The following is a 13,188-nucleotide window of genomic DNA, read 5'->3' on the forward strand; positions in this document are numbered from 1 at the left end:
CTGTTTTCGAAAAAAATAAGCTGGTTACCCCAGCTTATTTTTTGAAAACCCTGTCTTATTTGTGATAAATTTTGGACAAATCCTCGAAAATCACGACTGGCTTCAACACAGCCTGATCAATACCGCCATACTGCTTGTCGAAGGCCACAATCGTTTTGGTGTATGCAATCGGATAGATCACTGCATCATCAGCCAAAATTTCTTGTACCTTTTTATAAATTTCTCCACGTTTAGTCGTATCCGACTCACCCGCACCTTCTTCCAACAACTTATCCACTTCTTTATTTGAATAATGCGAATAGTTGGAGGACGATCCCGTGCTATACAAAATACGATACGCGTCAGGGTCATACCCCATGATATAGCCGCTGATCGCCAGATCGAAGTCCTTGGCATTCGTATCGACAAATTTTTGCGACCATGCCGAGGAATCCATGCTGTTCACATCCAACTGAACGCCAATATCCTTGAGCTTCTGCTGGATATACAACGCTTGTGCTTCCTGTACCTTGTTGCCGCCCGGAATGATAATGCGCAGCTTCAGCCCTTCAGCGCCAGCCGATTTCAGCAGTTCCTTCGCCTTGTTCACATCATTATTGAAAAATGCAACATCATTCGTGTGATACAGTACATCCTGTGTCAAAGCGGATTTTGCAGTATCTGCATAATCTTTGGAGCCATACGATACCTGGATCAATTCATCCTGATTCAGTGCATAAGAAAGCGCCTGACGCACTTCTTTTTTGTTCAACTGCTTTGTATCACTGTTTTCATTGAACATCAGGTATGCCAAGCGTCCTTCGCTGTAAGGGAAAATGTCAAACTTATCTGTCGCTTTAATGGTGTCTACGTTTTGCGGATCGAGATAGTTTACATTGATTTCACCATTTTGCAGGGCCAAATTGGCAGCATTCGAATCTTTAACAATCCGATATGTTACAGAATCCAGATGCGGCTTACCGCCAAAATAGTTATCAAACCGTTCGAGTGTAACGTACTCGCCAGTTTTGTACTCCTTAAATTTGAAAGGACCCGAACCTACCGGAGTGTTGTTTTTCGTGCTTTTCTCAATATCCGCTTCGTTCTCGAAAATGTGCTTTGGAATCGGGGATACCTGTACCAGGGCCGCCTCAAAAGCTGGGGCTGGCTGAGGAAGCTTGAAGTCCACCGTTGTATCGTCAACCTTGCTCACCTGCACCGGCTTGCCGTTAACCATAAAATTACTTCTCAAGAAGCTGTGTTGCTTCTCGTCCAAAATTTTATTAATGGTGAAAACGACATCGTCAGCTGTCAGCTTCTCGCCATCATGCCAAGTCAGATCCTTTTTCAGTTTTAATGTATAAGTCAACTTGTCTGCCGATGGAGTCAGGCTATCTGCCAAATAAAATGTTTTCTTGCCGTTGTTCACCTGGAACAATGGTGCGAATATCGCCTGATCTATCGTCAGACTTACCCGATCACCCGCATAGTTGGGATTCAACACCACTGGATCGGCTTGCACACCAATAATCAGGCTACCACCGTCTTTGGGCTGTCCGTTATCCGCTGTAGTAGCATCTGTGCCAGACGAATTGCCGTTCGTCGCAGACGAAGATCCCGGATTTCCGCCGGAGCATGCACTTACTACCAGCATTAATACGATAAATACGAATATACCTGTCAAATTACGACGCATCACTCTAGCCTCCGTGTCCTCTTAATATGTAATAAAAATTATTATAAATCGGAATAGTCGGATTTACAATCGTTCAAAAACTGTTTATTCCCCTTGTCATTAGCATCGCAGACATTATGTGACCGAATTAACAAAAAAGACACTCGTTAAGAGTGTCCTTTAGAAGACCAGCAAACTGATGAATGCCAGAATGGCAGGCAGACCTTGCTTTAATAAAATAGACTTATTGGCAGTTAATGCACCATACACCGCTGCCACTACCACACAAATGACAAAGAATAATTGGATTTGCCGTCCGAATACAGGATCGGGATAGAACAGGCCCCACACTAATCCAGCAGCCAGAAACCCGTTATACAGCCCCTGATTGGCAGCCAGAGATTTGGTCATTCCCGCCAGTTCCTTGGAGGTGCCGAACGTACGCATCGCGCGTGGAGTCGTCCACAAAAACATTTCCAACACTAATATGTACACGTGCTCCAGCGCTACAATTCCAACTAATATTGAACTAAGTAGGCTCAAATCGTTTCCTCTTTTCCACCTGAAGTTACTCTGAGGTCATTTTTGATTGATCCTCAAAAAGTATAGTTCATCTGCCAAAAACAGTAAAGAGACCGAGCCTATGGCTCGGCCTAGCTTTAGCATGAGATCTTACATCGTTCTCGCAAAATCCAACAAAGCTTTGGACATACTGTTGATCTCGTCCGTAGATGCATTCACTTGCTGCGTTAGCGCGGCCTGTGTTTGTGTCAGTGTAGACATATTTCCGATGTTGTACAGAATTCGCTCGATCAGTGTTTTCATCTCGTCCAGACTGGTCTCGATATTCCCAGTCGCATCAGCACTATGAATGGCAAGTTTTCTCACTTCATCTGCAACTACCGCAAAGCCACGTCCCTGTTCACCTGCACGCGATGCCTCAATGGCAGCATTCAGACCCAGCAGATTCGTTTGGTTCGCAATCTCTTTAATGAAGTTGGAAATATTCTGCGTCTCTTCTGCGCTGACTTTGGCCTGATTCGCTGCCTCTGTCGATTGCTCCTGAGCCGTAGCCAGCTCCTGTGCCTGATTACTAACCGAGTTAACACCGTTCACCATTTCTGTAATGGAATCAGAGAGATGCTGAATTTTGAGCGTAAGCTCATCCGCAACAGCCTGCTTTTCCTTTTCTACGGTGATATCACGGATTGTTCCAGCAATGCGGATAGGTACTCCCTTGCTATCGCGTATGCTTCTTCCACTGTTTTGATACCAGCGATATTCTCCATTTTTACTTTGTAGGCGACATACCATGTCATATGGCGTACGATCTGAATAGTCATTCAAATGATCAACTACAGCCTTAAATGCATGCTCGGCATCGTCAGGATGTATGCGTGAGCTCCAGCTGCTTAGTACACTTGGGAAGTCCTGCTCATCTGTAAAGCCCAAGGTATGGCGGAATTGCTGGGACCACCAAAATATATTATCCGGGTTCTCGATGTCTCCATCAGCCAGAATAACGTCATATGGGGCCTCCACCAAAACACGATTGATGAGATCGTATCTTGTAACCAGGGCCTGAAGCTCCTCCGACTTAATCTTCTGATCGTGCACATCCAGCAGCGCCCCCGCAATACGAAGCGGCACTCCTTGCTGGTCACGGATCGTCGTTCCGGTAGCCCGGAACCAGCGGTATTCTCCATGCTTCAGCCGCAAACGATACTGAACATCATAAGGGGTCTTTCCCGTGAAATCCAGTAAATGACCAGACAATTCGGCCAGAGACCTGTCATAATCTTCGGGATGCAGTCGAGATGACCAGCTGTCCAATACATTGGGGAATTCCTTCTCGCTCTGATACCCTAGCATAGAACGGAATTCTTCGGACCATGTGAACGTATTATTTGGATTGACAGGATCACCCGCAATGACCTCCATGTCCCATAAGCCAATCTCTATAGCCTTGGTAACAAGCTTCAAACGGATGTCCACATGCTCAGCGTCATTTTTCATGGACTCTATCGCTTGGTTGACATGGTTTGCGATTTCTTGAACCTCAGGAGATGCTGAGGAGACTTGTATTGCGGCAGAATAATCCTTTTGCTGTATTCTTTGTGAAAGTTTGCGGCTTTCTTCTACTAAAGGGGTAAGTGATTGAGACTTATTTTGCTTGAGAAACATATATGATCTTCCCTTCTAAGCCAATATATAAAACGGTATAATTTAATATCGGAATTTTATTAAGAATAATTATAAATAAATCTATAATTGCATAGGTATTAAGACTTATTTTTCATGCCCATATACCTATATTTCCATACAAAAAACATCGAAAAATGTCGAAAAAGGAAGGCTGTTAACAAGTCTGGAAACAAAAAGAACACCTCTGCCTTACATCGCAAAGGTGCTCTTGTTATCCGATATTCAGTTCAATGTACCTCATTTAATTGAAGCAGCGTATTCCTCGCCTTTTTCTTTATCATATTGCCCTTCCCATTTGGACATGACTACAGCCGCAAGCGAGTTCCCCAAAACATTGACTACCGTACGCGCCATATCCAGAATGCGATCAATACCAGCGATAAAGGCCAGACCTTCCAGCGGGAGATTCACTGCTCCCAGCGTAGCGAGCAGCACGACAAAGGACGCACCCGGCACGCCTGCAATCCCTTTGGAGGAAATAATCAGCACAAGTACCAATGTGATTTGGGTTGTGATCGGCAAATTAATGCCATACATCTGGGCAATAAAAATTGCAGCTAGTGCCTGATACAAAGTGGAGCCGTCCAGATTAAAAGAATATCCGATCGGAATGACAAAGGACGTAATTCCCTTTGGACATCCGAATTTCTCCATCTTCTCCATGATTTTAGGCAGGACACTTTCTGAGCTGGCCGTTGAATATGCAAGCAACAGCTCACTTTTCAAAATTTTAACCATAGTCCAGAGACGGGTACCGCAAAGCTTGGCGATAATTCCAAAGACAATCACAATAAACAGTAACATAGATCCATATACTGACAGTACAAGCTTCAACAACGGCCACAACGAGGCTAATCCAAACTTGGCCACTGTCGTGCCAATCAGTGCAAATACACCGAACGGAGCCAAGCGCATAACCTGATTGGTTACCCAGAACATCGCATCGGCTACACCCTCAAAGAAATTCAGCACAGGCTTGCCCTTGTTGCCAATCGCTGCTACTCCTAGCCCGAACAATACGGAGAAGAATATAATAGCCAGCATATCTCCTTCGCCCAGAGCTTGAATAACATTGGTAGGTACAATATGCACAATCGTATCTATAAAGCTATGGCCTGACTTTTCCGCAGTCTCCACATAGGAATGGATGTCACTCTTAGCCAGGTGGGACATATCCACGCCATCACCGGGTCGAACCAGATTGGCAACAAGCAGACCGAACAGGATCGCAATGGTCGTTACAACTTCAAAATACAGAATCGACTTCCCGCCGAGTTTCCCCAGCTTCTTCATATCTCCGACGCCAGCTACACCGATAATGAGCGTCGAGATCACAATAGGCACCACAATCATCTTGATCAAGCGGATGAAAATATCACCGATCGGCTTTAAGTAGACTTCCACCCCTGAATTGCCGTAAAATAAGGCACCAATAATAATACCTAAAGCCAGACCGATAAAGATTTGCATCGTTAAATTAATCTTTTTCACTTTGTGTCCCCCCTGGCTGGTTTGTATATTTTTGCAGTATGCAGCTCTTAATATTCAAATGATGTTATTTATACTACAATCCGAACTATAAAAACCGACAGTTATCTACACATCTATTTGTTTTTTTCTATAAATTCACAAACTTTCATGCTGAGCCTGTGAATTTATCTTACATTGCCTTTCTGAAATAAGTACCCGGAGGTGAATATAAATGAAGCTAAATACCCTTCTTTTCCTGCTGATGCTTATCTTTGTACCACTGGCAGGTGAGCTGAATATTCACCCGTTCGATAATACATTTCGTCTCAGCTTCGGTACACCCGTATTTTTTTTCTTTCTGTTATCTATACGCCATATTCCGCCTGCACTATCAGGAGTGCTTGCAGGGATAGCGGTAGTTGCCTTTCGCATTTCACTTAATAATTACCTCCATCCCGGGTCTTCCTTTGAAGAGTTGATAGCCTTGCATGGACCTACCTTTTTTTATTACATGGTTTACGGCCTGCTCTTTCAGGTTCTTAACATTAATGCTGAGCCTTACCGCGCACTCCGTGTGGGCATCCTCTCTGTGGGGATTGAGATTGCCGCAAGTGTAGCAGAGCTTAGCGTCCGGCGAAGCATTGACGGAGACTTCTGGGACATCATTAAGATCAGCAAAGTGGCTTTCATGGCCATGATCCGCAGCTTCTTTGTGCTTGGGTTCTACAATATGATTCGCCTGAACCAGTCTGTTCAGCATGAAGAGGCACAAAGACAGCAAACGGAGCGAATTTTACTACTGGTATCAGACTTGTATGAGGAGTCAGTCCAGTTAGGCAAAACCCTGTCGCATGCAGAGCAAATTACCCGTGAAAGCTATGAACTGTACCGTGAACTGCAGCAGGATGAATCTCTGAAAGATAGAGAACATTACGCAAGACAGGCACTTCGTATTTCCGGACAGGTCCATGAGATTAAAAAAGACAGTCAGCGGATTTTTGCTGGTTTGTCCAAGCTCATTGATTCCGAAAGCGACGTGCATTATATGACTTCACAGGAACTTGGCGAGCTGATCGTCCGAACGAACAGCAAATACGCCCAATCGCTGGGCAAATCCATCCGTTTCACGCTGAATTTCGATCCTTCGTTACCCAAATTGCATGTTTATACAGTGCTCACTCTGATTAACAACCTGACATCCAATTCAGTGGAAGCGATGAAGGACAGCGGGAGGATTGACGTCTCCATTTATTTTCTACCGGGACAAGAGAATTTAATATCGCTTAGTGTCACCGATAACGGCCCAGGTATTCCTCAGCGCAAACGGGAAACGATCTTCACACCGGGATACACGACCAAGTATGATGAGGGAGGACATCCCTCGACTGGCATGGGTTTATTTTATGTGCGTGAAGTCGCGGAAAGCCTTGATGGAACGCTTGAACTGCTACATGATGAAGAAAAGCATACAGATAGATTACAGACTACTTTTAGAGTCATATTGCCTTTACGGAAACTGACGGAGAAAGGAAGATAGCCCGGATGCGTTTTTATATTGTAGATGACGATCAGGGGATTCGTTCTATGCTGGCAGACATTATTGAAGACGAGGGGTTAGGGGAGGTTGTTGGGGAAGCGGAGGATGGTTCCTACGTGAATAGCGGCCTGCTGGAGCTGAACCGGATTGATGTGTTGCTGATTGACCTGCTGATGCCGCTTCGTGATGGCATTCAAACCGTGCGTGCGCTCGGAGATCAATTTAGCGGTAAAATCATTATGATTTCCCGAATTGAATCCAAAAACATGATCGGTGAGGCGTACTCGCTCGGTATTGAATATTATATTGCCAAGCCCTTAAACCGACTGGAAATTATTGCAGTTATTCAAAAGGTGACTGAACGTCTGCGCATGCAGCAATCGATTACAGATATCCAGCGCACACTGCAGGGTCTGTCGATGTTCACATCCAATGGCCCAACAGCGACACTGGAACCGACCCGAAACATTGTGAGTTCAGGACAGTTCCTGCTCTCTGAAATGGGAATGATCGGCGAAGCCGGAAGTGTGGATTTACTGGATATGCTGGAATACCTGGACCAATATGAGGAGGAAACAGGCAATCTATCCCCCTATCTGTTCCCCTCGCTAAAGGATATATTCGCCAATATAGCGTTGAAACGATTAGGAGACTCAGCTTCAGCAATTGAGCTAAGCAAGGAAATCAAGGCATCGGAGCAGCGTGTCCGCCGCGCCATTTTCCAGACATTAAGCCATATTGTATCGCTCGGGTTGACCGACTATACCCATCCTAAGTTTGAAAATTATGCATCCAAATTTTTTGATTTCACAGAAATCCGCAAAAAAATGCTGGAGCTGCAAAACAATGTAGAGCCTTCACTGTCGCAAGCCCGTATTAATACGAAAAAGTTCGTGCAGGTGCTCTATATGGAAGCAAAACGACTATTGCATTAAAAGAAAAGCACCTGTAGCTCTCCCTGTGGTATCAGACGGAGAGTAAACAGGTGCACTTTGTCGATGATTTAAATGTCCCTTGATTTGAGCCTCCTGTTCCGCTACTCCATAGCTTCCAAGAAACCTACACCATCGGACAGCAGACGCTTCAATACATTTAGTTCTTCCGAGCTGTAGCGATTCAAAAATTGAAGTAACTGATGCTGTACCTTAGCATGCAGCCGCTCATGTACCAGAAAGAGCTTCTTCCCCAACGGAGTTAGCCGAAAATAAATCTCTTTTTTGTTGTCGTTCAGCTGAGTTCTGCGAATCCAGCCCTCCTTGAGCAGCTTGGTGCTAACCTTCGAAATGGTACCTTTGCTCAGCTCCATTCGTTCCGCTAAAGTTGTAACATTGATCGGCTCATGCCTCCCAATACAATCCATAACGTGTACATCCGTCATATTGAGCGAAGTCATTCCATCAAAGTGCTCGCGGATCTCTTCGAGAAAGATCATGCCCTCTCTCTGCTGATGCTGCTCCAGCTGGTGATTCATCTTAATAAGCAAATCATAGACATGCTGAACCGATGTCGCCTTTTCCATACTAACAAGTAGTCACTCCTTTGGCATGCTCCTCCTTTCATTATAGCTCACATTTGTTGCGTAGGAAACAATCTGGCCATGTCATGATCATACCTTTTTCCTTGTATAGCAACGTGCAATTATCAGCAGAAAATAAGCTTTAGACTGAGCTTAGAAATTAAAACAGCGTTTCCCGTTAGCTTAATGAAGCAACGTCAGTCTAACGCTTTATTTTTCAGTCTAGAACTTTATTTTCTTTGGATAGCAAGGCATCCTTAATAACACTCCATACATCCGTTTGTTTCACAGAAACAGCCCAGGCGATATATCCATCCGGACGAATGAGAATCGTATGCACATCCCTCCATCCCACGGGCAATTCATCGGCTATAGCCTCCACATATGAAATATGTGAAAGTGAGATATGGCGAAACTCATTCGATACCTCAGCATCCTGTGCAAGATGAAGAAGCACAAAACGGCCTTCATGAAGAAGGTTGTAAGCATACGTTATCATTCCGTCAGGCAACCGCAATTCAAAATCAGCAAACCGTTTCCCGTTCAGCGGATGCTGCGGTATATTGCCAGCTGCTGGATAACATACATCCAGGGCACTAATCTGCTCTGCCATAGACCGATTGATTTCCGGATGACGAAACCATTCCTCATGTAATTGGCGGTGTGCCAAGACAGCAGGCGTAAAATCCAGTAAGAGGGTCTGAACCTCGGTATTCCGTAAAAACCGCGTATTAACCGGATAACGTTCGTCATGATAGCTATTCAGCAGCGTGTCTGGGGCCCAGCCATGAATCACTCCTGCCAGCTTCCATCCCAGATTTGCAGCCTCTTGCAAGCCAACATTCATTCCCTGTCCACCTGCCGGGAAGTGGATATGCGCAGCATCACCTGCTAGCAGGATTCTTCCTTTACGATAGGTCTGTGCCTGCCGTGTTGCATTCCCGAATCGAGATAACCAGCGAGGATTAGATATGCCAAGATCTGTACCGAGCAGATCATACAGTCCTGTCTGCACTTCTTCCAGCGTTGGAGGTACGTCCTTCGGGACATCCATCAGTCGAGGTGTAGTCAAAATAACCCGATAAATATCTGGAGACACAGGAGCAATCATCACCCCACCTCGTTCACTATATTCGGAATGTACGCCACTTTCAGGCGGATTGGCTAATTCTACATCCGCTAATACAGCGGTCAGAGTAGTATCCGTGCCTGGAAAAGCAATCCCCGCTTGTTTGCGCACGATACTCCCGGCTCCATCTGCTCCTACGACATAGGCCGCAGTCATCACGGATACATCGGCTTGTGGTCCAGACGCGCATACACTCACCACCTCTACGCCCTGCTCCTGCTCTCGCACAGATACCACTTCCATGCCACGATGAACGACAACTCCCAGCTTGAGCGCTTGTTCCTCGATCACTTGCTCTGTAATCACCTGTGGAATAAACAACGTATAATTAGAGGAACTGTCAAGCACAGAAAAATCCAAGCGGGTATTTAGCATTGAAAAATGACCCGTACGTATAGGTCTGCCGTGCTTCATAAGCTGCTCCTTCAATCCACGCATATCAAACATCTCAAGCGTCCGTGGATGTATTGTAAGCGCACGCGACTGACCACTAGGCTCCTCGAAGCGTTCAATTACACATACGTTTACGCTTGCCAATGCCAACTCAGCAGCCAGCCACATTCCAACAGGTCCGCCGCCTACTACAATCACATCGTAATCCATGTTCACCCTCCTATCTAACATCTTTATTCCCACCACCTAATTGTTTTCACAGAAACAATATATACATACGGAAAGCTCCCCATAACATTTCCGCATATATTAAACAACACACCAATCTGTCATTTATCGTTTCTCACGAAACAATATTATTGTAATTTAATTGAGAACGATTATCAACCACTTTATTCAAATGATTCCTGCCCTTTACTTTGAACTATGCATTCATTTCCATTTTGAAAAATATAATTGTATAATCGTAAAATAAGACTAAGCTAGAAATAAGTTATACATAGAAGGGATGATCATACATGTCGGATGCCAACCAATTATTCGGTCAAGCGCTGGTTAAATCACTGGTCGGGGAACGTGGACATATTCGTGTGTCTCGGGCTTTGCCGGACATTGATGTCGAGCTGGCAGGGAAGAAAAATGTAGAAATGCCCTACAGCATTTATCAACTGCTGAAACATATGATTTACTGGCAGCAATTTATGCTGGAGCATTTGGAAGGACGGAAGCCCCAGCTTCCGGGTAATGTTATGGAAAGCTGGCCCGAAGAAACTGGACCGCAAAGCGAAGAGGCATGGCAGGCTGTCATTAATGAATTTTTACAAGGCGTAGAGCGGGCTGTGCAAATTGCCGAAACCGCGCAACTAGATGAATCACTGGCTCATTTCCCAGGTGAAACCAAAGCGGGATTGCTGCGGAATATTGCTTCCCACAATTCCTATCATTTGGGTGAAGTCGTACTGCTGCGCCGCATTTATGGAGCTTGGCCACCCCCAGGAGGCGGCTTCCCTGCTTAAAGGCTACACCTACCCTTGTCATACGAGCAGAGCATAAATTAAACAAAAGAATTCATCTTATCCGCTGCTCCTACCTCCATCAATGCATTGGGATTTGGGTACCACGAGGAACTCACTTGCGTACTCTATATGGGAACCGACTAACTCGACTTGAAGCCGTTTATCCGTAAGCAGGTGTAAACCGAATAACGGTTCCCACGATGCAAACCAAAGAGAGGTTTCGAGGGTATGGTAAAACACTTATATTTAAATCGTAACATTGCCTGTATGATCGTGATCAGCCTTATTGCTAACATGAGTGGAAGTATGATCCTTCCACTCTTTGCTATTTATGTAGAGCAATTCGGGATATCTACACTTGGCATGAGCATCTTATTTTCTTTGTTTTATGTGGGAAGATTTCTTGGTGGAGGCATGACAGGACGGATTTATGAAAGGATAGGCGCCAAACGCTTGGGGTTAGGCTTACTCATCGCTGAAGTCGTTTGTATGCTTCTGTTCCCGGTTGCGAGAGGCTTCATTGTTTTATCCATACTTAGATTTCTTCAAGGCTTGGTAGCTATAGGGCTAACCGTCTTTGTAAGAGTTACGGTCAACCATATGAGTAGCCCAGAGAATCGAGGCACGCTCAATGGATATATCAGCAGCAGTGAAGGTGCCGGTATGATTTTAGGCCCTCTTATAAGCGGAGTCATCGTTTCCTATTTTTCTTTATCCGTTCCATTCTACTTCGTTGCTATTTTTGCATGTATATCCTTCATTGCTGTTTCAAGAATGACCTTCACCAATCCTCCCTCAAAGCCACAACAGCATCCTCTTCAAAAAACGCAAAAAACAATTCGATTAACGAAACAGTTGTTGCTTTATTCCACCGTTCATTTTCTTGAAATGAGTGCATTTGCTATATTTTTAACATACTTTTCTATATATGCGACCTACAAGCTCCATTGGAGGCCAGCAGAAATCAGCTTAGCTTTTACAATCATCGGCATATCGACCTTTGTATCAGCACCCTTTATTGGCAAAATATCTGATATACTCAAGGATCGCTTGCTGCTATGTATCATCGGTCTATTGTTGATCATGATGGAAATCATCCTATTTCTGTGGTTCACAGAACCATGGATCGTATACTTGGGGATGTTCATCGGAGGTATAGGAGGAGCCAGCTATCTGGATTCCTTTTACTCGCAGCTAGGGGATGTTATTCCTGAAGATAATAGAAGCTCATTCATCGGCAACGTCGTATCTTTGTCCGAATTGGGGGCCATTGTGTCTCCAATTATTGCAGGCGTGCTCATGGACCGTTTTAGCATCAATACTCCTTTTTATTACAATATGATGTTAGTATTGATCGCGGTTGTTATCCAATATGTCATTCGATCAAAATCGAAATTCGGAAGAAAAGGGCCAATCGCATAAGCAATTGGCCTTCTTTTGCGTTCATCACAGTTCCAACTCGACTGCAACGCCGAAATGATCGGATACAACGGGTCCTGTTTTCCCATTCAGTACAACCGTTGAGGATTGAACCTGCGCTGCCTTACTGGAGAAAACATAGTCAATACGAAGCGGCTCCGCATTACTTTCCCAGCCAGCAATAGCCTTGATAACCGTGTGTCCTGCATCACGTACAGCTGCGTTCGAATAAGTGTCCGACCAACCGGATTGCAGGACATAGTCATATCCCTCTCCGCGCACTTCAGCCGCGTTGTTGAAATCCCCCATCACAAACACAGGAGTCGGAGCCAAGGAATCGAGCACTTTGGTTGTACGATCCCATAGTCCATGGAAGGATTCCTCATCATTCCACCAGTTATAATGTCCACTGACAAACCAGGCTTGCGCTCCGTCCACCACAGTCTGAATGCCCACAATTTTACGCGAGCGGTAGTTGTCGTAATCCTGTAGTGAGGAAACATATTCATTCACCGTAGCTGTAATCGGTGCTTTGGACAGAATCGCCAAACCCTCGTCGTATTTGGCAAAACCAATATGCGCGGGAGCCCACGTCCAGTGGTAGGCATCGGACAACAGACTGTTCAGCACATAGGCATAGTTATCACGTTTAATGACAACTTCAGGGTCTGCGCTATAGTAAGTGCCCAAATCGTCCGGCGACAACGGAGTCTCTTCCATGGATTGGTTTACTTCCTGCAAAGCAATGACATCAAACTGCTGTTCATCAATAAAAGCAGCCAATTGCTTCAGCTTATCGTGTTGGTTTTCTTCCATCCAAGCATGTGCATTTAAGGTTAACAATTTCAA

General features: G+C 45.0%; 11 protein-coding genes. 4 read left to right on the forward strand and 7 right to left on the reverse strand.

All coding sequences use genetic code 11. The annotated features are described in order from the left end of the window. Positions 1-55: 55 nt before the first annotated feature. From ABEW32_RS14210 to ABEW32_RS14225, 4 genes are all read right to left on the reverse strand, one after another. Positions 56-1,675, reverse strand: coding sequence for an ABC transporter substrate-binding protein (locus tag ABEW32_RS14210; RefSeq protein ID WP_430188628.1), 1,620 nt, complete (start codon positions 1,673-1,675; stop codon positions 56-58). Between the two features lie 159 nt (positions 1,676-1,834). After that, positions 1,835-2,197, reverse strand: coding sequence for a DUF1304 domain-containing protein (locus ABEW32_RS14215; RefSeq protein ID WP_430188630.1), 363 nt, complete (start codon positions 2,195-2,197; stop codon positions 1,835-1,837). Positions 2,198-2,326: 129 nt separating this feature from the next. Beyond that, positions 2,327-3,838, reverse strand: a complete 1,512-nt coding sequence (locus ABEW32_RS14220; protein WP_430188632.1) for a methyl-accepting chemotaxis protein — start codon at positions 3,836-3,838, stop codon at positions 2,327-2,329. Between the two features lie 258 nt (positions 3,839-4,096). Then, positions 4,097-5,350, reverse strand: a complete 1,254-nt coding sequence (locus tag ABEW32_RS14225; protein WP_430188634.1) for a cation:dicarboxylate symporter family transporter — start codon at positions 5,348-5,350, stop codon at positions 4,097-4,099. A 211-nt stretch (positions 5,351-5,561) separates the two neighbouring features. On the opposite strand from ABEW32_RS14225, the gene ABEW32_RS14230 reads away from it, so the two are divergent. After that, the gene (locus ABEW32_RS14230; RefSeq protein WP_430188636.1) at positions 5,562-6,866 is read left to right on the forward strand and encodes a sensor histidine kinase; all 1,305 of its coding nucleotides are present in this window, start codon (positions 5,562-5,564) and stop codon (positions 6,864-6,866) included. Positions 6,867-6,871: 5 nt separating this feature from the next. Then, positions 6,872-7,801 carry a response regulator gene (locus tag ABEW32_RS14235; protein WP_430188638.1) on the forward strand — a complete coding sequence of 310 codons (930 nt, stop codon included), beginning with the start codon at positions 6,872-6,874 and terminating at the stop codon, positions 7,799-7,801. A gap of 101 nt (positions 7,802-7,902) precedes the next feature. On the opposite strand, the gene ABEW32_RS14240 is transcribed toward ABEW32_RS14235, so the two are convergent. Continuing rightward, entirely contained in the window at positions 7,903-8,385 is a 483-nt protein-coding gene (locus tag ABEW32_RS14240; RefSeq protein WP_430188640.1) for a MarR family transcriptional regulator, read from the reverse strand. Positions 8,386-8,599: 214 nt separating this feature from the next. Next, the gene (locus ABEW32_RS14245; protein WP_430188642.1) at positions 8,600-10,114 is read right to left on the reverse strand and encodes a monooxygenase; all 1,515 of its coding nucleotides are present in this window, start codon (positions 10,112-10,114) and stop codon (positions 8,600-8,602) included. Between the two features lie 308 nt (positions 10,115-10,422). On the opposite strand from ABEW32_RS14245, the gene ABEW32_RS14250 reads away from it, so the two are divergent. After that, on the forward strand, positions 10,423-10,920 hold the full coding sequence (locus ABEW32_RS14250) for a DinB family protein (protein WP_430188644.1): 498 nt from the start codon (positions 10,423-10,425) through the stop codon (positions 10,918-10,920). 228 nt (positions 10,921-11,148) lie between these two features. Further along, positions 11,149-12,342: an MFS transporter gene (locus ABEW32_RS14255; protein ID WP_430188645.1), complete on the forward strand. Its 1,194-nt coding sequence runs from the start codon at positions 11,149-11,151 to the stop codon at positions 12,340-12,342. A gap of 24 nt (positions 12,343-12,366) precedes the next feature. Here ABEW32_RS14255 and ABEW32_RS14260 read toward each other — a convergent pair whose 3' ends face one another. After that, positions 12,367-13,188: an endonuclease/exonuclease/phosphatase family protein gene (locus tag ABEW32_RS14260; RefSeq protein ID WP_430188646.1), complete on the reverse strand. Its 822-nt coding sequence runs from the start codon at positions 13,186-13,188 to the stop codon at positions 12,367-12,369.

The sequence above is a fragment of the Paenibacillus jamilae genome, assembly GCF_050482105.1.
GTDB lineage: Bacteria > Bacillota > Bacilli > Paenibacillales > Paenibacillaceae > Paenibacillus > Paenibacillus jamilae_B.